This is a genomic window from Mesorhizobium sp. M1027 (assembly GCF_040318745.1).
In the GTDB taxonomy this organism is placed as follows: domain Bacteria; phylum Pseudomonadota; class Alphaproteobacteria; order Rhizobiales; family Rhizobiaceae; genus Mesorhizobium.
Genome location: NZ_JAMYMW010000003.1, coordinates 293,254 through 317,632 on the forward strand (window position 1 = coordinate 293,254; position 24,379 = coordinate 317,632).

Consider the following 24,379-nt stretch of genomic DNA (forward strand, 5'->3'; position numbering starts at 1 on the left):
GCCTGTACCTCATACCAGATATGGGCGCACAGTGTTAGAGCCTGTGGAACGTAACAGGTTGAGGCTTGCCGCGAATGCCTAAGGCCTTTGGCGCAAGGCCGTCAGGAAACGGTAGCCGGGCGCGAATGGTTGCTTTAAAAGCATCTGCTCCCACCGACTACGAGGCTGACCATGGCATTGAGAGCCGACGACCTGATCGACCGCCGCCGCTTGCGCCGCAAGCTGACATTCTGGCGTATCGCGGCGATTATCGTCGCCGCAGCCGGGCTGATCGCCTTTTCGGCGTGGATCTATGGTGACGACTTCACCAGCGCGGCTGTCGACCACATCGCCAAGGTCAAGATCGAAGGTACCATCACCGAAGACGAAGAACTGATCAAGCGGCTGGAGGCCATCCGTCAGTCGCCGCGCGTCAAGGCTGTGATCCTGTCGATCGATTCACCCGGCGGCACCACCGTCGGTGGCGAGTCGATCTATGAGGCAGTGCGCAAGCTCGCCGCCGACAAGCCGGTGGTGGCCGAGGTCGGCACGCTCGCGGCTTCGGCGGGCTACATGATCGCCACTGCGGCCGACCATATTGTCGCACGCAAATCCTCGATCGTCGGCTCGATCGGCGTGCTGATCCAGTACCCGGACGTCAGCGGCCTCATGGACAAGCTCGGCGTCAAGCTGGAGGAGGTGAAATCCTCGCCCTTGAAGGCCTCGCCTTCTCCCTTCAAGCCGACCAATGACGATGAGCGGGCCATGGTCCGCAAGCTCATCCTCGACAGCTACGACTGGTTCGTCGGCATCGTCGCCGAGCGCCGCAATATGACCAAGCCAGAGGCGCTGGCGCTCGCAGACGGGTCGATCTTCACCGGCCGGCAGGCGGTCGCCAACAGATTGATCGACGCGGTCGGCGGTGAAGCCGAAGCGATCGACTGGCTTGCAGGCAAGGGTGTCGATGCCAAGCTCAAGGTAGTGGAATGGAAGGATACGGAAAAACGCGGCGGTTTCCTGTTCTCCAAGGCGATGGCGCAGACCGTCGGCGCTGCGCTTGGCCTGCCCGGCCATGGCGGCGACGTCCTTCACGAAATTGGAGTGGACCGCTTGTTTCTTGACGGTCTCGTTTCCGTCTGGCACCCTTGAGGAACCGCTTGGGACGAGTGAAAAACCAAATAAAATCATTCTGATAATTTCGGCGGCACTGCTTTCACGGGGAGCCTTTTCATGATCAAATCCGAACTTGTTCAGATCATCGCCACGCGTAATCCGCATCTTTTCCTGCGCGACGTCGAAAACATTGTCAGCGCTATCTTCGATGAAATCACTGACGCGCTTGCCGAGGGCAACCGGGTCGAGTTGCGCGGCTTCGGAGCGTTTTCGGTGAAAAACCGCCCTGCCCGCACCGGCCGCAACCCGCGCACCGGCGAATCCGTGGAGGTTGAGGAGAAATGGGTACCGTTCTTCAAGACCGGCAAGGAATTGCGTGAAAGGCTGAACGGAGGCAAATAGGCGCGGCACGCGCCACCGCTCCTGCCTTTTCTTCCGAACGGAAAAACATGTTCAATCGCTTCATTCTCATCGTGGTTTTCGTGCCGCTGGCCGTCATCCTGATTGCGCTGGCCGTCGCGAACCGCGAACCGGTAGCCTTCACACTCGATCCGTTCAATCCCGGCAATCCGGCGCTGACGCTGACCGTGCCGCTCTTCATTTTCCTGTTCCTGGCGCTGGCTATCGGCATGATCGTCGGCAGCCTGGCGACCTGGATCAAGCAGGGCCGCTACCGCAAGCTGGCGCGCCAGCGCGGCGCCGAGGCCGAGAACCTGCGCCAGGCGGTCAGCCGCGCGCCCACCGCGTCGCAGAGCCCAGTCTTGCCGAAGCCGACGAACTGAGCCGCCGCTCGGGCCTGAGGCACAACCGGCCTAGTTCTCCACGGAGCCTTTCATGCTGACCATTTCCGCCGCCGAGGTCGACCGCGCGCTGACCTTTTCCGGGCTGGTCGAGACGTTACGCGCCGCCTTTCGCGATGGCGCCGTGCAGCCGGTCAGGCACCATCACACTGTCGAGCGGCCCGATGGTGCCGCCTCGACGCTGCTTTTGATGCCGGCCTGGACCGACTTCAACGCAGCCGGCACCTCGGCCGATGGCCATATCGGCGTCAAGATCGTCACCGTGTCGCCTGACAACAATGCCGTCGGCAAGCCCGCGGTGATGGGGCTTTACCTGTTGCTCGACGGCGCCACAGGCGAGCCTCAGGCCTTGATCGATGGCCAGAGGCTGACACAGTGGCGCACGGCCTGTGCCTCGGCGCTGGCTGCCTCCTATCTGGCCCGCGAGGATGCATCACGGCTGCTGGTGGTTGGCGCCGGCGCGCTGTCGCCATTCCTTGCAAAGGCGCATTCGGCGGTGCGTCCGATCACGAACATCCGCATCTGGAACCGCACGTCGTCGAATGCCGAAAAGGTCGCGGCAAAATTGCGTGCCGAGGGTTTTGCGGCCGAAGCAGCAGGCGATCTCGACGCCGAACTCGGAAAGGCCGATATCGTATCGTCGGCGACCATCACCACCATGCCACTGATCAAGGGCGCACTCTTGAAGTCCGGCACCCATGTCGATCTCGTCGGCGGCTTCACGCCGGCGATGCGCGAAAGCGACGACGACGCGATTGCACGCGCCCGCGTCTATGTCGACACCCGCGCCGGCGCCACCAAGGAAGCCGGCGATATCGTCCAGCCGCTGGCCTCCGGCGTTCTGAAGCCGGAAGCCATCGTCGCCGACCTTTATGAACTGGCGCGCGGCCAGAAAAAAGGCCGGCAGAACGACGACGAGATCACGCTGTTCAAGTCGGTCGGCGCAGCCCTCGAGGACCTCGCCGCCGGCATTGCCGTGTATCGGGCAAGCGAAAGGGAGTAGGGGAGTAGGAAACCGCACTGATCGTGCGGCGCCGCGCCAGCTATGTTTCCTGTCACGTACTCCCCTACTGCCCTACTGCCCTACTCCCTTTGCCAATAAACCCGCAGCCGGTGGCTGTCGGGATCAAGCGCGACGAAGGTGCGGCCGAAATCCATGTCGGTCGGCGTCTGCAGAATTTTCAGCCCGCGGCCGGCCCACTCGGCATGGGTGGCGTCGACGGCACCCGGCGTGTCCAGCGCAAAGACGATCTCGGCGCCGCCGCCCGCTGCCGCCGCGGCCGGCTCCACGGTGTGACGCGACCAGAGGCCGAGCTTGAAGCCGTTGTCGAGCACGAACAGCACGAAGGTCGGCGAGGTCTCGACCGGTTGCCGCCCAAGCAGCGCGCTGTAGAAGGCGCCGCTTTGCTCGGGCTTGTCGACATAGAGGATGACGAAATTGGGCGGTGTCATGAATTGCTCTCCAGATGGTTTCGACTGGAGGAGCATAGCGTATGCCACTGCCAGATTCTGGCAGCAGTCTCAACTGAGCAGCAGTCTTAGCTTGGCGTGTCGAGCGTCGCCCGCCATTCTTTGAGCAGCACCTGACGGCGGCGCGGATAGCCCATCTCGGTGGCGTTGAGGCCGGATATCCGATCGGCGCGAAAGTGCCTGAAATCCTGGCGCATCTCGCACCAGGCCGCGACGACGCGCACCTTGTCGAAGAAGCCGAGTGCGAACGGCCAGACGGTGCGCTCGGAGGCAGCGCCGCCGGCGTCGCGATAGACAAAGCTCAGCTTGCGCTCCTCGCGGATGGCCTGCCGCACCACGCCGAGATCGATGCCTTCTGTGACCTCGGTGCGCGACCCGACCAGCAGCGTCGAGGCATCGAGTTCCTCGCGCAAATCGTCCGGCAGCACCGCCGCGATCTTGGCCAGCGCGTCGGTGGCGGCGTTCGCAAGCCGCCAGTCCGGCTGCTTGGCCACCCAGCGCGAACCGAGAACGATCGCCTCGATCTCCTCATCGGTGAACATCAAGGGCGGCAGCATGAAACCTGGCCTGAGCACGTAACCCAGCCCCGCCTCACCCTCGATCGGCGCACCCTGTCCCTGCAGCGTGGCGATATCGCGATAGAGCGTGCGGATCGACACACTCATTTCGCCCGCGAGGCTGCGGCCGCTGACCGGCCGGCGATGCCGGCGCAGGATCTGGATCAGGTCGAGCAGGCGTTCGGCGCGGGACATGGATCGCAACCCGGTTTGATGGATGTCCAATTTGGATGGACAATAGTGCGCCTGCCCTTTCGACGGCAAGCAAGACGATCGCCGACCGGAACGTCTGCGCCCTGACGCCGTTGTCTGGCCATTATGGATATACGCGGTTTTCTGTTGTTCTGGTCGGTTTTGACCGCCATCGTCGCGGCGCTTAGCCTTGGGCCGTCCTTCGCCCATGTGCTGGAATCGCTGCCGCGGCTGACCAGATGGCCGCCTTCGCTCTGGCGTGAAACCACTGTCTTCAACGCTCAGTTCCAATTCTTCGCGATTGTCGGCGCACCGCTGGACCTGGCGGCAATCGTCTGTCCGGGCCTCCTCGCCTGGATGCTGCGCAGCGATCGCCCGGCATTCTGGTGGGTCTTGGCCGCCACCGTGCTCTACTTGATAGCGCTTGGGGCGTGGTTTGCGCTGGTCAAACCGGCAAACGATGTCCTGGCCACTTGGGTACCTGGACCGATCCCGGACAATTTCGAAACTATCCGGAGCCGCTGGGAAACCGGCCATATGGTCGTCACCGGCTTCAAGGCCGTTGGTTTCATAGCGCTCGCAATCGGCCTGCTGTCGATCAGGCGCGGCTGATCCGGTTGCGCACGTCGGCAGCCCTTTTGTTGCGCCGGTCAATGTGCTGTGGCAGAAGCTGCCAAGCCGCCGTCCGGAGATGCGCCTTCTTGAAACCTTTTCGCGACAGACGCCGCGACAGCCGACCGCCCGCAAAAGGCGGGGCGGAGCATGTCCGGCGGCGCGACGCCAGCCCAACCGCCGGTCCGGAGCCTAAACCGCAAGACCGGTCCGAGCCAAAAGCCGCGCCGCGCATGCTCTCGCGCCGCGATGGCGCGCTGCCTGCCGAACATTTGCCGCTGATCCTCGAAGTCGGCCCCAATCAGGACTACGCGCTGCTAGACAGTGGTGCCGGAGAAAAACTCGAGCAATACGGCCCCTACCGCGTCGTTCGGCCGGAGGGCCAGGCGGTCTGGCAAAAGGCTTTGGCGGCCAGGGACTGGGAACGCGCCGACGCCATTTTCACCGGCGATACCGACGAGGAAGGCATCGGCCGCTGGCGCTTCCCCAAGACGCCGCTCGGCGAGACCTGGCCGATGAAGCATGACGGCATCGAGTATCTCGGCCGCTTCACTTCGTTTCGCCATGTCGGCGTCTTTCCCGAGCAGGCCTCGCACTGGGACCACATGGCCGGACTGATCGCGGCGGCAAAACGGCCGGTGAAGGTGCTGAACCTGTTCGGTTACACCGGCCTTGCCTCCCTGGTGGCGGCGCATGCCGGCGCCGAGGTCACCCATGTCGATGCTTCCAAGAAGGCGATCGGCTGGGCACGCGAAAACCAGGAGATGGCGGGCCTGTCGCAAAAGCCGATCCGCTGGATCGTCGACGATGCCGTGAAATTCGCCGAACGCGAGGAGCGCCGCGGCAGCCGCTACGACATCATCCTGTTCGACCCGCCCGCCTATGGCCGCGGACCGAAAGGCGAGGTCTGGCAGTTGTTCGAGGACCTGCCGGCGCTGACCGATATCTGCCGCGCGATCCTGACGCCGAAGCCGCTCGCCGTGGTACTGACCGCCTATTCGATCCGCGCCTCTTTTTTCGCGATCCATGCCCTGATGCGCGACACCTTCGCCGGCATGGGCGGCACGGTCGAGTCGGGCGAATTGATCATCCGCGAGAAATCTGCCGGTCGGGCGCTTTCGACCTCGCTGTTCTCGCGCTGGGTGGCCTGAATGAGTGCGTACGAACGGCACGCAGGCGCGCCAGGGCAGGTGAAGGAAGTCACCAGCCTCGCCAACCCGCTGATCAAGGACATCAAGGCGCTCGCGCTGAAGAAATTCCGTGACCAGCAGAATGCCTTCATGGCCGAAGGCCTGAAGCTGGTCATCGACGCGCTCGATCTCGGCTGGTCGATCAGGACATTGGTCTTCGCCAAGGCCGGACGTGGCAACGCGGCAGTCGAAAAGGTCGCGGCGCGCACGGTCGCCGCCGGCGGCACGGTACTTGAAGTCTCGGAAAAGGTGCTGGTCGCCATCACCCGCCGTGACAATCCGCAAATGGTCGTCGGCGTGTTCTCGCAGAAATTGCTGTCGCTGAAGGACATCCGCGTCGAGGACAGCGATGTCTGGGTAGCACTCGACCGCGTTCGCGACCCCGGCAATCTCGGCACCGTCATCCGCACGGTCGACGCTGTCGGCGCCAGGGGCGTCATCCTGGTCGGCGAGACCACCGATCCCTTTTCGGTCGAGACGGTGCGCGCCACAATGGGCTCGATCTTCGCCGTGCCCGTCGCCAAGGCGTCGCCCGAGGCTTTTCTCGCCTGGCGAACGAGCTTTCCCGGCCTCGTCGCCGGCACTCATCTGAAGGGTGCGGTCGACTACCGCTCGGTCGATTTTTCAAAAGGCCCGGTGCTTTTGGTGATGGGCAACGAGCAGCAAGGCCTGCCTGACGAGCTTGCCGCAAGCTGCGACAAGCTGCTGCGGATACCGCAGGCCGGCCGCGCCGATTCGCTCAACCTTGCGGTGGCCACCGGCGTCATGCTGTTCGAGATCCGGCGCGACGCGCTGAAGCTCGGCCCGGAGGACGCCAGATCGTGACATCTCAAACCGTGAAACTGCAAACCATGAAGTCCTGGAGGCCGTACGCTCTTCTGGTCGTCGCCGCGATAGCGCTCGACCAGTGGCTGAAATACCTGGTCGAAACCGGCCTCGCCTTTCAGGAACGGCTCGACCTGCTGCCGTTCCTGGCGCTGTACCGCACCTACAACACCGGCATCGCGTTCTCGCTGTTTTCGTCCTTCGGCGACACCGGCCTGGTGGTCGTCGCGGTTCTGGTGGTCGCTTTCGTGCTCTATCTTGCGGCCCGCACGCCGCCCGGCCACCTGCTTGCCCGCATCGGCTTCGCACTGATCGTTGGCGGCGCGCTCGGCAACCTGATCGATCGCGCAATCTACGGCCATGTCATCGACTATGTCCTGTTCCATACGCCGGTCTGGTCCTTCGCCGTCTTCAACCTCGCCGACGCCTTCATTTCCGTTGGTGCCGTGCTGGTCGTCTTCGATGAGCTCATTGGTTGGCGGCGCGGAATGTCGAGCGATTGACCTCACTCGCCTGGCGCCGCACATTCTGATCTGCAAGCCCGAGGAGAAAACATGCCCGAAACCTTCAAAGCCATCCTCGTTTCGCGCGACGCCGAGAAAAACCAGTCGGTCGCGGTGACCGAGCTTACAGAGGCAGACCTGATGGAGGGCGACGTCACCGTCGCGGTCGAGGCGACGACGGTGAACTACAAGGACGGCCTTGCAATTACCGGCAAGGCGCCGGTAATCCGCCGCTGGCCGCTGGTGCCGGGCATCGATTTCGCCGGCACAGTCATCTCGTCCTCCAATCCTGACTGGCGCAAGGGTGACAAGGTCATATTGAACGGCTGGGGCGTCGGCGAGACGCATTTCGGCGCCTTTGCCGGGCGCGCCCGTGTCAAAGGCGACTGGCTGGTGCCGCTGCCGGACGGAATGAGCCCGCACGATGCGATGGCGATCGGCACCGCCGGCTACACCGCCATGCTTTGCGTCATCGCGCTGGAGCGCCACGGCATCGTGCCCGATCGTGGTCCGGTGGTGGTGACCGGCGCTGCCGGTGGCGTCGGCTCGGTCGCGATCTCGATCCTGTCCAGCCTCGGCTATCACGTCATTGCCTCGACCGGCCGCGCTGCCGAAAGCCCCTATCTGATCGACCTCGGCGCCGCGGAAGTGATTTCACGCGACGAGCTTGCGCAGCCGGCAAAACCGCTCGCCAAGGAACGCTGGGCCGGCGGCGTCGATGCCGTCGGCAGCCACACGCTGGCCAACGTTCTGTCGATGACCTCCTATGGCGGCGCCGTCGCCGCTTGCGGCCTCGCCGGCGGCATGGACCTGCCGGCCAGCGTCGCCCCCTTCATCCTTCGCGGTGTCTCGCTGCTCGGCATCGATTCGGTGATGGCGCCCAAGGCGGTCCGCCTCGAGGCCTGGCGCCGCATCGGCACCGATCTCGATCACGCAAAGCTTGCCAGTCTGTCGACGAGCATCGGCTTCGACGGCATCATCGGCGCCGCGCATGACATCGTCGAGGGCAAGATCCGCGGCCGTGTGGTGGTGGACATGTGAGCCTCTTGGGGAAAAAGAGCGCGACCGCTAAAATTCGAACGATCAATCACAACCTTCGATAAGCTCTGTCTGGCAGGAGTTCCGTATGATTGCGGAACCCGGCATCAGAGCGGCGGGACCAGCCGAACGGGCCGACGGGACGGCCCCCGATACGCCAGCACGGCAGCTTGTCGCCGCGCCACCGCTGGCGCCGGAATTGCCCGACGCCAACCGCGAAGGCCTGTCCTTCCTGACGCTGGTCGCCATCGTCGTGCTGGCGGGCCTGTCGCATTTGACCGGAGCGCCGATCTTCATCACCATCGGCCTTTTGGCGACAGCCATGGCCGGGCTCGCCATGCATCTGCGCAACAGGCGCACCGAGCGCCGCGCAGTGGCCCTGCTCGATGCCACCACCGCCCGCAGCCGCGCCGAAATCGAGACGCTGGCCGACCGCATGTGGGAGATGCAGGAGAGCGAGGAGCGCTTTCGCGGTCTGATCGATGCACTCGGCGATCTCGTCGTCCACCGCGACCGCGACGGCCACATTGTCTACGCCAACAAGGTTTTCGCCGACCTTGTCGAAACCGACCAGCGCGAGCTTGCCGGCAAGGCCCTGGCCGAACTAGGCATCGATGTCGGCATCGTCCCCGACGCCGCCTTTTCCGACCATGAATGCCTGAGTTCCACCGACGTCGCCATTCGCACGCCGGACGGTCCACGCTGGTTCTCTTGGATCGAGCTGTCGGTGCGCGACAAGGACAGCGGCGCCGTTTCGCATCGCGCCATCGCCCGCGACATCACCGCCCGCAAGCGCGCCGAATCCTCGCTGATCACCGCCCGCGAGCGGGCCGAATATGCGAGCCAGGCCAAATCGCGTTTCCTCGCTACCGTCAGCCACGAGATCCGCACGCCGATGAACGGCATCATGGGCATGGCCCGGCTTCTCGCCGACACCAGCCTTTCGCCCGAGCAGCGGACCTATGTCGGCGCCATCTCGACCTCGGCCAGCGCGCTGCTGGCGCTAATCGAGGACCTGCTCGACTACTCCAAGATCGAGGCCGGCCGCTTCGATCCCGAACCGCAGCCGATGTCGGTGCGTGAGATCGCCGACAATGTCGTCGAGCTTTTGGCGGCGCGGGCTTTTGCCAAGGATATCGGCCTCGGCTGTCATGTCGAACCCGACGTGCCGCAGCTGATCACCGCCGACCCCGGCAGGGTCAGGCAGGTGCTGCTCAACCTCATCGGCAACGCCGTCAAGTTCACCGACAGCGGCGGCGTCCTGGCAAGCATCGCCCGCGTCCGCACCGAAATCACCGACCGCATCCGCTTCACCATCACCGACACCGGCCCCGGTCTGCGCGAGGAGGACATGGAGCGTATCTTCGAGGACTTTGAACAGGCTGACGGCACCTCGACCCGTGCGCATGGAGGTGCCGGCCTCGGTCTTGCCATTTCCAAGCGCCTGGTGACCGCCATGGGCGGCACCATCTCTGTGTCGAGCCGCCTTGGCCAGGGATCTGAATTCGTCTTCGAGATTCCCGCTATTTCCGCCGTCGAGGCGCCGCAGATCCGCGAGAACCCGCTGTCGGGCCGGCATGCGGTGATCGTGTCGAAGAACCCGGTCGAGGCCGAAGCCATCGCCCGCACCATTCGCGCCAATGGCGGCACGGTCGATCTGGCCACCGCCGCCGCCCAGGCCACCGCTTTCGCCGAGGGCTGTGACGTGCTGCTGATCGATGCTGCCATGGAGCAAAGCGACGGCAGGCTGCTCAGGCGCCTGCGCCAGAGCGGATTTGCCGAGTGCGAGGCAGTGACGCTGATCGCGCCGACCGACCGCGGCATGCTTGGCGAATTCCGTGCCAATGGTTACGCCACCTTCCTGGCGAGGCCGGTGCGCGGCGAGACACTGCTGCGCGTGCTTTTGACCAGCCACGCGCCGGTCATCGCCGAGCCGCAACTGCAAAGGCGCGGCGCGCAGGCGGGGCATGCCATTGGCGCCCGCCAGCAGGGCCTGTCGGTGCTGATCGCCGAGGACAACGACATCAATGCCATGCTGGCCCGCGCCACGCTGCTGAAGGCCGGGCATCGCGTGAAAGTGGTCGGCAACGGCAAGGCCGCGGTCGAGGCGGTCATCAGCACCGGCCACAAGCACCGCTACGACGTGGTGCTGATGGACTTGCACATGCCTGTCATGGACGGCCTGGACGCCATCGCCGCCATCCGCCGCCATGAGGAGGAGACCGCGGTGCCGCCGGTGCCGATCATGGTGCTGTCGGCCGACAGCCAGGAAAAGACCCGCCACGCCGTGCTCGCTCACGGTGCCAGCGGCTTCGTCACCAAGCCGCTCGACCCCGATGCCCTGGTTCATGCCGTCGAGGGGCAAGTGGCCGCCTGAGGCACAACATAGACGGTTGATAGATTACCCAGCCGACGAAGTATTGCCCGCAGAGCCGTATCACGGTACTGTCACAATCCTGTTGCACCTACACCGTATCCCCGTGCCAAGAGGGATGGCTCGAAGGAGAATCACTCGTGCATACAGTCATGCCGGAATGTGATGCTCGGCCGAACGCCAGCGGGCCTTTGCTCGTCGGCCGGAACGCCGATGCCGTCATAAAAGGCGCATCGCTCGGCCGCATCGGCAATCTCGAAGTGCGGCTCGCCCGCAACGAGGCCGAGATCGCTGCCGCGCAGGAAGTGCGCTACCGGGTGTTCTACGACGAGCTTGGTGCCAGGAAGGACCTGTTCCAGATGCAGGACCGCCGCGATGCCGATCGCTTCGATCCCCTCTGCGATCATCTGCTTGTGTTCGATACTTCGCTTTCCGGCCCCGAGCATCGCCGCATCGTCGGCACCTACCGCCTGCTGCGGCAGGAGATTGCCGCAGCGGCCGGCGGCTTCTATTCCGAAGGCGAATTCGAGCTGACCAAGCTGATCGCGCGGCATCCCGGCCAGCGGTTCCTCGAGCTCGGCCGCTCCTGCGTTCTGCCGGAATACCGCTCGAAGCGCACCATCGAGGCGCTGTGGCAAGGCATCTGGGCCTATATCAACCATTACGGCATCGGCGTGATGACCGGCTGCGCGTCGTTCCACGGCACCGTGCCGGCGGCACATGCCGAGGCGTTGACCTATCTTGCCCACCACTGCCGGACGAATTCATCCTGGGACGTGCGCGCCGTCGCCGGGCGCTATTGTTCCATGGACCTGATGCCGATCGAGGCCGTCAACACCAAGGCGGCGATCGCCGCGATGCCGCCGCTGGTCAAGGGCTATCTGCGCGTCGGCGCGCGCATCGGCGACGGCTGCGTCATCGACCGTGAATTCTCGACGGTCGACGTGTTCGTGGTGATGCCGGTCAAGGAGATCGGTGCCCGCTACGTCAATTATTATGGCGGAGAAGCGCAGCGGTTTGCTGCCTGAGTAGGGGAGAGAAGGCAACGGCCGGAGTAGGCAAGTGCTCTGCTCTATTTTACCCGACGTAGCGGTATTCCCTACTCCCGTACTGCCCTACTCCCCCAACTTACGCATCTTTCTCGGCCTGCTCATTCACCGGCCCCGGCTCCACCGGCGCTTCGCTCGCCACATGCTTGGGGCCGCCCTTGGCGACGCCGACCATGGCCGGCCGCAGCACACGCTCGCCGATCGAATAGCCGGGCTGCACGACCTGCACGACTGTGTTGGCCGGTACGTCGGGATTGGGCACCTCGAACATCGCCTGGTGGAAATTCGGATCGAATTTCTCGCCCTCGGGCTCAAGCTTCTTCACGCCGTGACGTTCCAGCGCCGACAGCATGGCGCGCTCGGTGATCTCGACGCCGTCGATCAGCGCCTTGAAACCGGCATCGTCCGAAGCCTTGGCCTCCTCCGGGATGGCATCCAGAGCACGGCGCAGATTGTCTGACACCGAAAGCATGTCGCGGGCAAAGTTGGCAACCGCATAGGCGCGCGCATCGTGCACGTCGCGGGCGGTGCGGCGGCGCAAATTCTCCATGTCGGCCGCGACGCGCAGCGCGCGATCCTTCAGCTCTTCGTTTTCCTTCAGAAGCCGCACAAGCGCTTCATAGTCGCTGTCGACGCCGCCTTCCCTTGGCTCCGCGGCAGCCTCGGTCTTCTCGGCTTCATCGGGCGCGCGTTCGTCTTTTGCCTGGTCGCTCATCGCCGTTTCCCGTCATTTTCGAATGGTGTGGATTTGCGCCCGATATCGAGGTTTGGCGGCCAAAAATCAAGGGGCAAGCGATACTGCAGCCGCTGGCCACGGCTTGAGGGCGAACAGCGGAGACTTTTCGATTTTAATTCAAACTTTACCGTATCCGACGGCTTTGCTTGCCAGGCTACTACAATGCGGGAACCATTCCTCCTGTGGAAGAGTTTCGAAGCCGACACAGGATTTTGGAAGATGTCCCGCACCAATGGCGAAAAGCACGACGCGCTCGCCGTCGATATCCGGCGCCAGCTCGGCAATGAGACCACCAAGCGCTTCCTGCGCACCCTGCCGGCATTCCGCACGGAGACGGATATTCCCGACCGCCTGAAGAAATTGCTCGACCGCCTGGATGGCATCGAAACCAACATGGTCGCAGGCGGGCGCCGTCGGTAGGCGCCGTTGCCGGCGACGCGCCCGGCGACTGTGGCCGGGATTCGTCGCATCGCGCGACATTTACCCGCAGTAACTTTGCGTGATCTCCGTCTTGCGGCAGCGCCCTGCTCCGCCTATGTTTCATGATGAACATGATTTCCCCCGAAGCTGTGGCAAACAGCAAGCGCGCCTGGTTGAAAATCCTGTCGCGCTATAAAAAGCCCGACAGGCGTCGCAGCGCCGTCGAACTCGCCATCACCCTCATCCCTTTCGCCACGCTGTGGGCATTGTCCTCGGCCGCCTATGCCTATGGCCATTGGTGGGGTCTGGTCCTCATCCTTCCGGCCGCCGGCTTTCTGGTGCGGATCTTCATGATCCAGCACGATTGCGGTCACGGCTCCTTCTTTGCCAATCGCTATGCCGACGACTGGATCGGCCGTGTGCTTGGCGTGCTAACGCTGACGCCCTACGATTGCTGGCGCCGCGCCCACGCAACCCATCACGCCAGCGCAGGCAATCTCGACGAGCGCGGCACCGGCGACATCAAGACACTGACCGTCGCTGAATACCGGCAACTGTCGTGGCGAGGCCGGCTCGCCTATCGCCTCTATCGCCATCCGCTGGTGATGTTCGGCCTTGGCCCGATATGGATTTTCATGTTCGAGCAGAGACTGCCCTTGGGCATGATGCGGGGCGGTTTCACCCCCTGGGTGTCGTCGATGTCGACCAACCTCGCCATCGCCGTCATCGCCGCGCTGCTTATCTGGTTCGTTGGCCCCGGCGCGTTTCTGGTCGTGCATCTGCCGATCGTCATCCTCGCCGGATCGGCCGGCATCTGGCTGTTCTATGTCCAGCATCAGTTCGAGGAGACGGAGTGGACAAAGGACTCAGAGTGGGAATTCCAGCACGCTGCCCTGCACGGTTCGTCCTATTACGACCTGCCGCCGGTGCTGAACTGGATCACCGGCAATATCGGCGTCCACCACGTGCACCACCTTTCGGCCAAGGTGCCGTGCTACCGGCTTCCGGAAGTGCTGAGGGACTATCCGGAATTGCGTGAGATCGGCCGCGTCACGCTCCTCGACAGCCTGCGCTGCGTCAAGCTGGCGCTGTGGGACGAGACCCGCAGCAAGCTGGTATCGTTCCGCGAAGCGCGGATGGCCGTGTAGGCGCACCGCCGCACCTAAGGCGCGTCGCGCTCGACCAGCCTCATGCGACGCGCTCTTTATCGCAAAACCGCTGAACACACTTTTGCGCGACATGCGTTAGGGGTGCGGCAGGCTCCAAATTCCGAGCTTAAGCCGCCTGGCGTTGGTCGCGCATCAGGATCTCGCCTTGGCGGATCTCGGTGCCCAGCACTTTCAGGCATTCGCGCATGAACGCGGCAAGGCCCGGCCAGCCCTTGGCCGACACCAGATTGCCGTCGACATGGGCGCCGGTCGGCGCAACATCGATATAGATGCCACCGGCCAGCGTGACTTCCGGCTCGCAATATTGCAGTGCCGCGACTTCGCGGCCGCGCACGACGCCGTCGACTGCGATCAGGATCTGCACGCCGTGGCAGATGGTGAAGATCGGCTTTCCCGTCTCATGGAAATGCCGCACCAGCGCCTGCACGCGTTTGTCGATGCGGATATATTCCGGCCCGCGCCCGCCCGCCGCGTAGACGGCATCGTAGTCGGCGGGATTGACCTCGGAAAACGTCTTGTTGAGGATGTAGTCGTGGCCGAGCTTTTCCGTATAGGTCTGGTGGCCCTCGAAGTCGTGCAGCGAGGTCTTCAGGATATCGCCGGCCTTTTTGTCGGGGCAAACGACATGGACCGTGTGGCCGACCGCATGCATGGCCTGTTCAAAGACGAAAATCTCGTACTCCTCGCTGAACTCGCCAACGAGCATCAATATCTTCTTGCCAGCCATACCCGGTTCCTCCCTTGTGGCCACATTTATTCGGATCGCGAAATAATGGGCTTATCCTAAGGCGGAGAGGCGCAAAATAAAAGGCTGAATCGGGAGTGTGCTCCGACCAGACAGGCTTCTGGCCCTCTGGAGCGGATCAGCCGGGGCGCACCCGCCGCCAGGAATATTTCGGGCCTTTGGGCTCCGGCTTCACCGCCGGCTGATAGAACAGCGGCAGTCCGCCTGTGCGGCCTTGCTCGAGCCGCTTCAGCAGCACCGGGTGCGAGATCTCGAATTCGTCGAAGCCGAGGCGCAGCATATGCGGCAGCTGGTCGATCAGCACCTGCCCGGTGGCGCGCATGGCGCCGGTGAAGTGGTAACGGCTGCGCAGCAATTCGCCCTTGGAGAACGAGCGGCCGTCATTGAACGCCGGAAAGGCTAACGCCACCAGTGACAGCTGGTCGAGCAGGCCGGCGATCTTGTCGAGCTGGTCGCCGGGCTGCAGCAGCACGCCGATGCGTTCCTTCGCCGACCGCCGCACCTCCGGATCGAGGCCGAGAAACGCCTGCAACGGCAGGATGAAACGGCCATTGCCGACCAGCGCCTCGGCGCTTTCGGCATGAACCCACTCGTCCTCGCGGAACCCATCCGGTGTCCACAGCCGCGTGCCGTTTTCGGCTATCAAGTCGCTCATCAAGAAAATTCCCAAGTCCAAAGAGTCTAGAGTCTAAAGTGCGGGGCACCTCAGGTGCGTTGAGATTCAGGTCAGGCCGAGCCGGAGCCGAAGGCGGGCGCGAAGCGACCAAACTGCGTGGCTTCCGAAAACCGGAGCGGAGCGTACTCTTTGGTACGCGAGCATCGGAAGCGCAGGAAGCCGCCATTTGCAGGCTGGCTGAATATCAATATGCCCTAAAGTGAGGCGTCAGTCAGCGACCTTTCCAAACCCGACAAGTGGATGCCGCATTCGGTCTTGGCGTGCCCGGCCCAGCGGCCGCTGCGCGCGTCGTCGCCCGGTTGCACCGGCTGCGTGCATGGGAAGCAGCCGATCGACAGATAGCCATAGGCGACCAGCGGGTTTTCACGCAGCGCATGTGCGCGCATGTAGCCGGCCTGGTCCGATGTCGTCCAGTGCGCCAGCGGATTTATGCGGATGCGCGAGCCGACCGCCTCGAACACCGGGAGCGCTGCCCGGGTCGCCGCCTGGAAGCGCTTGCGGCCGGTGAACCAGGCGCGGAACGGCTCGACGCCGCGCGCCAGCGGCTCGACCTTGCGCACGTCGCAGCAGGCGTCGGTGTCGGTCTCGTTCAGATTGCCGGTCGGGTCGATCCTTGCCAGCGCCGCATCGTCGGGCCTGATCACCCGGATATCGGTCAGCCCGAAATCGGCGGCCAGCGCGTCACGATAGCCGAGCGTCTCCTCGAAATGCTTGCCGGTGTCGAGAAAGATCACCGGCAGCGTGCGGTCGATCTCGGCGATCATGTGCAGCAGCACCGCCGAATCCGCGCCGAAGGACGAGACGGCGGCGATTTCGCCGTGAAAGAATTCCCGGGTTGACCGCTCGATGATCTCCAGCGGCTTCAGATGGCCGTAGAGCGCGTCGAGACCCGCCGCTTGGGCGGCGATGCCGGCCTCGACGTCGACAATACGGTCAAGCGGCCTTGGCTTCGCCAGCATAGAGCGCCTCCTTGAACGGCGCGGGACCGACACGGCGGTAGGCGTCGATGAATCTTTCGTTTCTGTCCAGCCGAAGCCCGAGATAGGTCTCGACGATCTGCTCGATGGCATCGGTGATCTCTTCCGAACTAAAGCCGCGGCCGATGATCTCGCCGACCGAGGTGTTCTCGTCGGCCGAGCCGCCGAGCGTCACCTGATAGAGCTCGGCGCCTTTCTTCTCGACCCCGAGGATGCCGATATGGCCGACATGGTGATGGCCGCATGCATTGATGCAGCCGGAAATCTTCAGCTTCAATTCGCCGATCTCGCGCTGGCGCTCCAGTGAGGCGAAGCGCCGCGAGATTTCCTGCGCCACGGGAATCGAGCGCGCCGTCGCCAGCGCGCAATAATCGAGGCCGGGGCAGGAGATGATGTCGCTGATCAGGTTGGAATTGGCCGTCGCCAGCCCGATATCGACAAGCGCGTCATAGACCGCCTTGAGGTCGGCCCGCGCGACATGCGGCAGGATCAGGTTCTGCTCGTGGCTGACGCGCAGCTCGTCGAATGAATATTTTTCGGCAATGTCGGCGACCGCTTCCATCTGGCTGTCGGAGGCATCGCCCGGCGTCTCGCCGATGCCCTTGAGCGAGATGGTCACCGCCGCGTAGTCGGGATGGCGATGGGTGACCACATTCTGGTCCAGCCATTCGGAAAAGCTCTTGGAGTCGAGGCGGGCAAGCTTGACCGCCTCGTCGCCTTCCGGCCGATCGACAAGCGGAGGCGGCGCGAAATAGGCGTCGATGGCGCGGATGTCTTCTTCCGGCAGCCTCAGCTCGGCGTCCTTCAACGCCTGCCATTCGGCCTCGACCTGGCGGGTGATCTCCTCGACGCCGGTCTCATGGACCAGGATCTTGATGCGCGCCTTGAACTTGTTGTCGCGACGGCCGTAGAGGTTGTAAACGCGCAGGATCGCCGTGCAGTAGGACAACAGATCCGCTTCGGGCAGGAAATCGCGGATCTTCTTGGCGACCATCGGCGTGCGGCCCTGGCCGCCGCCGACATAGACGGCGAAACCAAGCTCACCGGCGGCGTTCTTCTTCAGGTGCAGGCCGATGTCATGCGTCTGGATGGCGGCGCGGTCGCGCTCGGCGCCGGTCACCGCGATCTTGAATTTTCGCGGCAGGAACGAGAATTCCGGATGCACCGACGACCATTGACGCAGGATTTCGGCATAGGGGCGCGGATCGGCAACCTCGTCGGCGGCGGCGCCGGCGAAATGGTCGGCAGTGACGTTGCGAATGCAGTTGCCGCTGGTCTGGATGGCGTGCATCTCGACGCTTGCCAGATCGGCCAGGATCGCCGGGATGTCCGACAGCGCCGGCCAGTTGAACTGGATGTTCTGGCGCGTCGTGAAATGCCCATAACCTTTGTCGTATTTGCGGGCGATGTGGCCGAGCATGCGCAGCTGCTTGCTGTTCAGCGTGCCGTAGGGCACCGCGATGCGCAGCATGTAGGCATGCAGTTGCAGATAGACGCCGTTCATCAGCCGCAGCGGCCGGAACTGGTCCTCGGTGATCTCGCCGGCAAGGCGCCGCGCGACCTGGTCGCTGAACTCGGCGACGCGGGCCTTGACGAAATCGTGGTCGAACTCATCGTAACGGTACATATTCAGGTCTTTCCGGGCGCGTCCGCCCGTTATTTTCTTCGTTCGAGCATGATCGGGATCATGCTTGTGTCATCTATGCCGCGCGCGCGGCATGCGGACGGGCCTGCTTGCCCAGATCGTTGCGGGTGGTTGGGCCGGCGGCACGGATCTTTTCGCGCAACCGGACCGCTTCGACCGTGCCGTTGGCCACGGTCACGTCGATCAGGTTGACGTCGACCACTTCGTTGGCGGCGGAGGCCTTGGCGCCGATCGCCTCCAGCCGGTCCTCGGCCGCCTTGTCATGGGCGATATCGGCATGGTCGATGGTCTCGGCCCAGCCGCCATTGGCGTACCAGACGGCTATGCCGTCGGCGAGGCGGTTCGCGGTCAGGACTTTCATTGGTTCACTCCTTGCGCCGCAGCACGGGCCACGCTTTGCTGCCTGTGTGCCGCCAGCGGCTCGGACCGTTCGAAATTGGCGCCGGCCACCGCGTCGCCGATGATGGTCATCACCGGGCCGCTGAGGTCGGCGCGCGCCTCCAGCGACGGCAGGTCGGCGAGTGTGCCGTGGAAACGGCGGCGGTTGGCAAGGCTGGCATTCTCGACCACGGCGACGGCCGTATCGGGCGACAGGCCGGCTTCGATCAGCCGGCCGGCGACCTCGGCGGCGACCGAGCGGCCCATATAGACGGCGACCGTCGCGCCGGAAATGGCGAGCTTTGCCCAGTCGGGTAGCGAATTGCCCTTGAGGTCATGGCCGGTGGTGAACACCATCGACGACGACACGCCGCGCAGCGTCAGCGGCAGCTCGAAATCGGCGGCGGCGGCGAAGGCGGCGGTGACGCCCGGAACCACTTCGTAAGCGACGCCGGCATCGCGAAGCGCCGCCATCTCCTCGCCGGCCCGGCCGAACACCAGCGGGTCGCCGGACTTCAGCCGCACGACACGCTTGCCGGCGTGGCCAAGCTCGACCAGCAGCGCATTGATCTCGGCCTGGCTCTTGGAATGGCAGCCCTTGCGCTTGCCGACCGGCAGGCGCTCGGCATCGCGGCGGCCCATGGCGACGATCGCCTCCGGCACCAGCGCGTCATGGACGATCACGTCGGCTTCCATCAGCAGGCGATGGGCGCGCAGCGTCAAAAGGTCCTCGGCGCCTGGACCGGCGCCTACAAGCGCGATATGGCCCGATGCCGGTTCTTTCGAAAGCAGCAGGCGGACGGCCGCATCATGCGCCTGCGAAAGCTCGCCGGCCTCGACAGCGCGGGCTGGCGCGCCGCCAAAGAAATCGCTCCAGAAGCGGCGGCGGGCATTGCCCTTCGGCAGCAGTCTTTCGGCGGTATCGCGAAACGAGGCGGCGAGCGCTGCGAGCGGACCGAGCGACGGCGACAGCATGCGGTCGATGCGGCTGCGCAGCATCTGCGCCAGCACCGGGCCGGCACCTTCCGTGCCGATGGCAATGGCGACCGGCGCGCGGTTGACCAGTGCCGGCGTGAAGAAATCGCATAGCTCCGGCCGGTCGACGGCATTGACCGGAATGCCCAGCCGGCGCGCATCCTCGGCAACGCGGCGATCGAGCGCCGCGTCGCCACTGGCGGCAAACACCATCACCGCACCGTTGAGATGTGCTGCATCATAGGCGTCGGCGATGTGGGCGGCCCCGGTCTCGGCGATAAAGGCCAGCAGCTCCGGGCTTGTTTCATCGCTGACGATGCGCAGCACAGCGCTCGACTGCGCGAGCAGCCGCGCCTTGGCCAGCGCTTCCTCTGCGCCGCCGACGATAGCTATGGCTTCGCCCTCGACCCGCATGAAGACGGGAAAGGCATTGAGCTTGGGCGTGGCTTGCGGCATGACGAGCGGAATCCTGGAACCGTTTGTCAGTTCTACGCGGGGGCGCGAAAAACCAGAAGGCACCCACTCGCGCATCGCTTCGTAGCAGGCAATCTCTTTTCTGCAAGCATGAAGGCCAAGAGAAAAATATTCCACATTCAAATGCGGAGCAGATTGAAGCTGCTGTTGCAGCCCTTGATCCGCTGCCTTTTTAGCGGCCGGAGGAGCTAACCACAAACCAGATTTTTCTAAATTCTATCAATTTAGTAGATTAAGCCGCCGGATGCTGACCGAGCGATCGACGGCAGCCCGCGCTCTCGCCGACCCTGTCGGAGCACCGGGTCCGAGTGCCGGAACATTCCCGCCTCGGTACGCGTTTGCCCTATGGACCCGGGCCGGTCACACCCCTGCGGCAAAGGCCCGGCGGTGGGTTCGAAAATCAAAAAGGAGCGCCCCATGAGCAACGTCAGACTGAAACGCGGACTGTGGATCGTGGTGGCAGATGGCGAAAAGGCGCTGTTCCTCGAGAACCGTGGAGACGTCCAATATCCCGACCTTCAAGTCGTGCACGAGATGGAACAGGAAAATCCGGCAACCCGAGAACAAGGCACGGACCGCCCCGGCCGCTACAGCGACGGCCCTTCAATCCACCGCAGTGCGGTCGAGGACACCGACTGGCACCGTCTCGGCAAGGAGCGTTTTGCCGAAGAGATTGCCGACAGGCTCTACAAGCTCGCCCATCGCGGCACATTCAAGGAGATCGTGCTGATCGCGCCGCCGCCGGTGCTGGGCGACATGCGCAGGAAACTGCACAAGGAGGTCACCGACAAGTTAACGGCCGAAATTCCAAAGACGCTGACCAACCACAGCATATCCGATATCGAGAGCCTGCTGCAGGCGAGCTGATCGGGCATCGGCGGCGTGCAATTTCCTTATTAATCCCAGGCTGGAGCAGGTCCTCCCGTCAAGGATGGGGAGAGGGGGTCGCCAGCGCTGGGGATCCCCCTTCTCCCCGTTCTTCACGGGGAGAAGGTCCCGGCAGGGAATGAGGGGCAGCGCCGACGATTGACAAAACTCAGCCGCTCAAACGTGCTGGCCGCCGTTGATGTGAATTTCCGAGCCGGTCACGTAGGACGCCTGCTGCGAGCACAGGAAGAAAATGATGTCGGCAACTTCCGCCGTGGTGCCCAGCCGCCTCAGCGGGATCGTCTCGACGATTTTTTCCGTGCCCGGCGACAGGATCGCCGTATCGATCTCGCCCGGCGCAATCGCATTGACGCGGATGCCGTGCGGGCCGAAATCATGTGCCATTTCGCGCGTCAGCGAGCCGAGTGCCGCCTTCGACGTCGCGTAGGCGGTGCCGGCGAAAGGATGCACGCGGGTGCCGGCGATCGAGGTAACGTTGACGATCGAGCCCTTGGCCGAAGCCAGCTCCTTGAACAGACCGCGCGCCAGCATGATCGGGGCGAAGAAATTGACCTGGAAGACGTCGCGCCAGACATGCATCGGCGTGTCGATCGAGTTCATGCGGCTGTTGCCGTCCTTGAGCTTCGGCGAGATGCCGGCATTGTTGACCAGCGCGTGCAGCTGGCCGCCATGCGCCTCCAGCCGGTGGCGGATCTCGGAGATGGCGATGCCGACATCCTCCTGGTCGGCGAGATCGACCTTGATATGGTCTTCCGGGCCGGCCGGCCACGGGCAGTCCTCGGCAAAGGCCTGGCGCGAGCAGGTGATGACGCGCCAGCCTTCGCGTGAAAAGCGCTTGACCGTGGCATGACCGATGCCGCGGCTGGCGCCGGTCAGCACGATGGTCTTTCTGGTGTCGAGTTCAGCCATGTCGCTTGTCTCCAGGCGGACATGTAGCGGAACACGGTCGCGGTTGCGAGGGGGATCAGCCTCAGCCGCCCGTCAGAATATCCAATATCGAGGTCTGCCGCTTCTTGACCGGGCCGCCGACTTCGCCGGGCGGCACCGGGTGCTTGATCGATGCGGTGGCGCTGTCGACGCCCGGCATGGCCAGGCCGCCGGCATCGACCGTCTCGGCAGGACGCCCGGGACGCGAGGCCGGCTGGGTAGCTGCTGTTGGCGGCGCCGATTGGCCGACGGAAGCGACCGGCGCCGGCGGCGCCGTGTCGGACGGTATGTCGTCCGGGACGATGGTGTCGGGCGGCGTCGACTTCCAGGTTCCAGGCAGCGGCCGCACCGGCACGCCCTCATGCGCGGCGACCATGAACTCGTGCCAGGCCTGCGCCGGTAGCGCGCCGCCGGTGACCTTCTTCATCGCGCTGCCGTCATCGTTGCCGAACCAGACGCCGGTGGTCAAATTGGCTGTATAGCCGATGAACCAGGCGTCGCGCGAATTCTGGCTGGTGCCGGTCTTGCCGGCCGCCGGCCAGGCGAACGCCGCCTTCCTGGCAGTGCCGATCTCGACCGTGCCGGTCATCATCGAGTTCATCATACCCACGACATCGGGCTTGACGACGCGCGGCGCACCGCCGCCATTGTTTTCGTAGAGCACCTTGCCGTCGCTCGTCGTGACCCGGCGGATGAAATGGATGTCCGGCTTGTAACCGCCATTGGCGAAAGGAACATAGGCCGAGGTCAGTTCCAGCGGCGTCACTTCCGAGGTGCCCAGCGCGATCGAGGTGTTGGCCGTCAGCTCGGACTGGATGCCCATGCGGTGCGCCGCCTCGACCACCGCATTCGGCCCGACTTCCATGGTTAGCTGCGCGGCCACCGAGTTCAGCGATTTTGCCAGCGCCGTCGCCAGCGTCACCTTGCCGAAATATTTGCCGCCGTAATTGTCGGGCGTCCAGTTGCCGATCTTGATCGGCGCGTCGTTGCGCACGCTGTCGGGCGTGCGGCCGGATTCCAGCGCCGCCATATAGACGAACGGCTTGAACGCCGAGCCCGGCTGCCGGCGCGCTTCCGAGGCGCGGTCGAACTGGCTGGTCGAATAGTCGTAACCGCCGACCATCGCGCGCACCGCGCCGGAATTGTCGATCGACACCAGCCCGCCCTGGCTGACATTGAGTTTTTTGCCGCTCTGGTCGATCAGCCGGCGGATCGATTGCTCGGCGAGCTTCTGCAGCGTCAGATCGACTGTTGTGTCGACGACGATATCGCGGCGCACGTCGCCGATCAGGTCGGGCAGTTCTTCCATGATCGTATCGGCGACGTAGTTTTCCGAGCCGGTCCAGTACGACGGCGCGCGTGTCGCCGGCGCGCTCATTGCCGTGGTCTGCTCCTTGGCGCTGATCTTGCCCTCGTCGCGCATCGCCGCGAGCACCAGCTGCGAGCGCTGCTCGGCCGCCTTCGGGTCGCGCGCCGGCGACAGCCGCGACGGCGCCTTGAGCAGGCCGGCGAGAAGTGCCGCCTCCGACAGCGTGACGTCACGCGCGCTCTTGCCGAAATAGCGGCGCGAGGCTGCTTCGACACCATAGGCGCCAGAGCCGAAATAGACCCGGTTGAGGTACATTTCGAGGATCTGGTCCTTCGTATGCTTGTGCTCCAGCCACAGCGCCAAGAGCACTTCCTGCACCTTGCGTTCCAGCGTGCGGTCCGGCGTCAGGAACAGGTTCTTGGCCAGCTGCTGGGTCAGCGTCGAGCCGCCCTGCGAAAAATGCCCGCCCAGCACATTGGTCACCATGGCCCGGGAAAGGCCGATCGGGTCGATGCCGAAATGCGAATAGAAGCGGCGGTCTTCGATGGCGATGACGGCCTCGGGAATATAGGGCGACATTTCGTGCAGGCCGACGGCCTCGCCGCCGCTCATGCCGCGATTGCCAAGCAGCTGGCCGTCGACCGAGACGATCTTGATGTTGGGGGCGCGATCGGGAATGGCCCAGGTGGTGGCCGCCGGCATTTTCGCGCCGTAATAGACGACGATGCCGGCAGTGGCGATGCCGCCCCAGATGGCCAGCACGAAGCACCAGTAGAACAGCCGGCCAAGCACGCCGAACACGCCGCGCCGGCTCTTGCCGCGCCCGCCACGAGACGGCTTGGCCTTGGTCGATTTGCGCTTTGCAGCGGCTTTACGGTTGCTCGGCACGACGCGGTCCTCCTCGCTCACCGAAAAACCGGCCGAGGATCTCGCCCCCGGCGATGCCTCGAAGCTGGGCTCGATGCGGTTGTCTTTCCGGTTCGCCATGCGCTGTGCTGTCTTCCCCGATGCTTATGGCGTTGGGGTTGAAGACTAGATGCGGCGATTTAAGGGCGGGTTAAGTCGGGAAAAATCGAAGTAAAGTGTATTCAACCGTTTGCGGAGCAGGCGCGGCCCGCGACAGCGCCAAAGCCGGAAATGAAAAACCCGCCTCGGCGGGCGGGTTGTTGGAGCCAATGAGCACCATAGCGAGATTAGTAGCATAGCTGCCGGCACAAAGCAAGAACAAAATACGCGTTGCCGCACAATAATCGTTCGGTTGCGCTGCCCCTCACCCTTACCCTCTCCCCGTGAAAGACGGTGCGAGGGGAGATCGCCGGCGTTGCGGCAAAGCCCCTTCTCGCCCGTTCTCACGGGGA

At 64.2% G+C, this 24,379-nt stretch carries 25 protein-coding genes; 14 read left to right on the top strand and 11 right to left on the bottom strand.

Annotated features, from left to right (window positions below; all coding sequences use genetic code 11):
• The first annotated feature begins 171 nt into the window (after positions 1 to 171).
• The 4 genes from sppA to lhpI all read left to right on the top strand — a co-directional run bounded on the left by sppA (position 172) and on the right by lhpI (position 2,895).
• Entirely contained in the window at positions 172 to 1,128 is a 957-nt protein-coding gene (gene sppA / locus NKH50_RS08500; RefSeq protein WP_254816814.1) for a signal peptide peptidase SppA, read from the top strand.
• A gap of 81 nt (positions 1,129 to 1,209) precedes the next feature.
• Positions 1,210 to 1,494: an integration host factor subunit beta gene (locus tag NKH50_RS08505; protein ID WP_023675261.1), complete on the top strand. Its 285-nt coding sequence runs from the start codon at positions 1,210 to 1,212 to the stop codon at positions 1,492 to 1,494.
• A 47-nt stretch (positions 1,495 to 1,541) separates the two neighbouring features.
• On the top strand, positions 1,542 to 1,874 hold the full coding sequence (locus tag NKH50_RS08510) for a LapA family protein (RefSeq protein ID WP_352649557.1): 333 nt from the start codon (positions 1,542 to 1,544) through the stop codon (positions 1,872 to 1,874).
• A gap of 52 nt (positions 1,875 to 1,926) precedes the next feature.
• Positions 1,927 to 2,895 carry a bifunctional Delta(1)-pyrroline-2-carboxylate/Delta(1)-piperideine-2-carboxylate reductase gene (gene lhpI, locus NKH50_RS08515; RefSeq protein ID WP_352877907.1) on the top strand — a complete coding sequence of 323 codons (969 nt, stop codon included), beginning with the start codon at positions 1,927 to 1,929 and terminating at the stop codon, positions 2,893 to 2,895.
• An 80-nt stretch (positions 2,896 to 2,975) separates the two neighbouring features.
• Here the strand turns inward: lhpI and NKH50_RS08520 are convergent, their stop codons facing one another.
• Together NKH50_RS08520 and NKH50_RS08525 are read right to left on the bottom strand one after the other, a co-directional pair.
• Complete coding sequence (locus tag NKH50_RS08520; protein ID WP_352506606.1) at positions 2,976 to 3,344, bottom strand: VOC family protein; 369 nt, start codon at positions 3,342 to 3,344, stop codon at positions 2,976 to 2,978.
• A gap of 86 nt (positions 3,345 to 3,430) precedes the next feature.
• Complete coding sequence (locus NKH50_RS08525) at positions 3,431 to 4,114, bottom strand: helix-turn-helix transcriptional regulator (protein ID WP_352877909.1); 684 nt, start codon at positions 4,112 to 4,114, stop codon at positions 3,431 to 3,433.
• 123 nt (positions 4,115 to 4,237) lie between these two features.
• On the opposite strand from NKH50_RS08525, the gene NKH50_RS08530 reads away from it, so the two are divergent.
• The 7 genes from NKH50_RS08530 (at position 4,238) to olsB (ending at position 11,681) form a co-directional block, all read left to right on the top strand.
• Complete coding sequence (locus NKH50_RS08530; RefSeq protein ID WP_352877911.1) at positions 4,238 to 4,723, top strand: anthrone oxygenase family protein; 486 nt, start codon at positions 4,238 to 4,240, stop codon at positions 4,721 to 4,723.
• Between the two features lie 89 nt (positions 4,724 to 4,812).
• The gene (locus NKH50_RS08535) at positions 4,813 to 5,874 is read left to right on the top strand and encodes an RsmD family RNA methyltransferase (protein WP_352877913.1); all 1,062 of its coding nucleotides are present in this window, start codon (positions 4,813 to 4,815) and stop codon (positions 5,872 to 5,874) included.
• Positions 5,875 to 6,738 (top strand): TrmH family RNA methyltransferase, encoded by an 864-nt coding sequence (locus NKH50_RS08540; RefSeq protein ID WP_352476400.1) that lies wholly within the window; start codon positions 5,875 to 5,877, stop codon positions 6,736 to 6,738.
• A 26-nt stretch (positions 6,739 to 6,764) separates the two neighbouring features.
• The gene (gene lspA, locus NKH50_RS08545) at positions 6,765 to 7,241 is read left to right on the top strand and encodes a signal peptidase II (RefSeq protein WP_352506692.1); all 477 of its coding nucleotides are present in this window, start codon (positions 6,765 to 6,767) and stop codon (positions 7,239 to 7,241) included.
• Between the two features lie 51 nt (positions 7,242 to 7,292).
• Positions 7,293 to 8,282: an acrylyl-CoA reductase (NADPH) gene (gene acuI / locus NKH50_RS08550; protein WP_352506610.1), complete on the top strand. Its 990-nt coding sequence runs from the start codon at positions 7,293 to 7,295 to the stop codon at positions 8,280 to 8,282.
• Positions 8,283 to 8,367: 85 nt separating this feature from the next.
• Entirely contained in the window at positions 8,368 to 10,656 is a 2,289-nt protein-coding gene (locus NKH50_RS08555; RefSeq protein ID WP_352877917.1) for a hybrid sensor histidine kinase/response regulator, read from the top strand.
• Between the two features lie 149 nt (positions 10,657 to 10,805).
• Entirely contained in the window at positions 10,806 to 11,681 is an 876-nt protein-coding gene (olsB, locus tag NKH50_RS08560; protein ID WP_023675251.1) for a l-ornithine N(alpha)-acyltransferase, read from the top strand.
• A 100-nt stretch (positions 11,682 to 11,781) separates the two neighbouring features.
• On the opposite strand, the gene grpE is transcribed toward olsB, so the two are convergent.
• Positions 11,782 to 12,417, bottom strand: coding sequence for a nucleotide exchange factor GrpE (gene grpE, locus NKH50_RS08565; RefSeq protein WP_352506612.1), 636 nt, complete (start codon positions 12,415 to 12,417; stop codon positions 11,782 to 11,784).
• A gap of 240 nt (positions 12,418 to 12,657) precedes the next feature.
• Between grpE and NKH50_RS08570 the strand changes: the two genes are divergently transcribed.
• Both NKH50_RS08570 and NKH50_RS08575 read left to right on the top strand, forming a co-directional pair.
• The gene (locus NKH50_RS08570) at positions 12,658 to 12,858 is read left to right on the top strand and encodes a hypothetical protein (RefSeq protein ID WP_254816803.1); all 201 of its coding nucleotides are present in this window, start codon (positions 12,658 to 12,660) and stop codon (positions 12,856 to 12,858) included.
• 125 nt (positions 12,859 to 12,983) lie between these two features.
• Positions 12,984 to 14,006 carry a fatty acid desaturase gene (locus NKH50_RS08575; protein WP_254816802.1) on the top strand — a complete coding sequence of 341 codons (1,023 nt, stop codon included), beginning with the start codon at positions 12,984 to 12,986 and terminating at the stop codon, positions 14,004 to 14,006.
• Between the two features lie 127 nt (positions 14,007 to 14,133).
• Here NKH50_RS08575 and NKH50_RS08580 read toward each other — a convergent pair whose 3' ends face one another.
• The 6 genes from NKH50_RS08580 to cysG form a co-directional block, all read right to left on the bottom strand.
• Positions 14,134 to 14,754 carry a DJ-1/PfpI family protein gene (locus NKH50_RS08580; RefSeq protein WP_023675247.1) on the bottom strand — a complete coding sequence of 207 codons (621 nt, stop codon included), beginning with the start codon at positions 14,752 to 14,754 and terminating at the stop codon, positions 14,134 to 14,136.
• 136 nt (positions 14,755 to 14,890) lie between these two features.
• Positions 14,891 to 15,427 (bottom strand): DUF934 domain-containing protein, encoded by a 537-nt coding sequence (locus NKH50_RS08585; RefSeq protein ID WP_254816801.1) that lies wholly within the window; start codon positions 15,425 to 15,427, stop codon positions 14,891 to 14,893.
• A 215-nt stretch (positions 15,428 to 15,642) separates the two neighbouring features.
• Entirely contained in the window at positions 15,643 to 16,407 is a 765-nt protein-coding gene (locus NKH50_RS08590) for a phosphoadenylyl-sulfate reductase (protein ID WP_352506614.1), read from the bottom strand.
• Complete coding sequence (locus NKH50_RS08595; RefSeq protein ID WP_352506615.1) at positions 16,382 to 18,052, bottom strand: nitrite/sulfite reductase; 1,671 nt, start codon at positions 18,050 to 18,052, stop codon at positions 16,382 to 16,384. Before NKH50_RS08595 ends, NKH50_RS08590 begins: the two co-directional genes overlap by 26 nt.
• Before the next feature lie 73 nt (positions 18,053 to 18,125).
• The gene (locus NKH50_RS08600; RefSeq protein WP_352702663.1) at positions 18,126 to 18,431 is read right to left on the bottom strand and encodes a DUF2849 domain-containing protein; all 306 of its coding nucleotides are present in this window, start codon (positions 18,429 to 18,431) and stop codon (positions 18,126 to 18,128) included.
• Entirely contained in the window at positions 18,428 to 19,879 is a 1,452-nt protein-coding gene (cysG, locus tag NKH50_RS08605) for a siroheme synthase CysG (protein WP_352877923.1), read from the bottom strand. The genes NKH50_RS08600 and cysG overlap by 4 nt, the downstream gene beginning before the upstream one ends.
• Before the next feature lie 435 nt (positions 19,880 to 20,314).
• On the opposite strand from cysG, the gene NKH50_RS08610 reads away from it, so the two are divergent.
• The gene (locus tag NKH50_RS08610; protein WP_352506618.1) at positions 20,315 to 20,764 is read left to right on the top strand and encodes a baeRF12 domain-containing protein; all 450 of its coding nucleotides are present in this window, start codon (positions 20,315 to 20,317) and stop codon (positions 20,762 to 20,764) included.
• A gap of 177 nt (positions 20,765 to 20,941) precedes the next feature.
• On the opposite strand, the gene NKH50_RS08615 is transcribed toward NKH50_RS08610, so the two are convergent.
• Positions 20,942 to 21,694, bottom strand: coding sequence for an SDR family NAD(P)-dependent oxidoreductase (locus tag NKH50_RS08615; RefSeq protein ID WP_254816795.1), 753 nt, complete (start codon positions 21,692 to 21,694; stop codon positions 20,942 to 20,944).
• A gap of 61 nt (positions 21,695 to 21,755) precedes the next feature.
• Positions 21,756 to 24,008 carry a transglycosylase domain-containing protein gene (locus NKH50_RS08620; protein WP_352877925.1) on the bottom strand — a complete coding sequence of 751 codons (2,253 nt, stop codon included), beginning with the start codon at positions 24,006 to 24,008 and terminating at the stop codon, positions 21,756 to 21,758.
• Between the last annotated feature and the right edge of the window lie 371 nt (positions 24,009 to 24,379).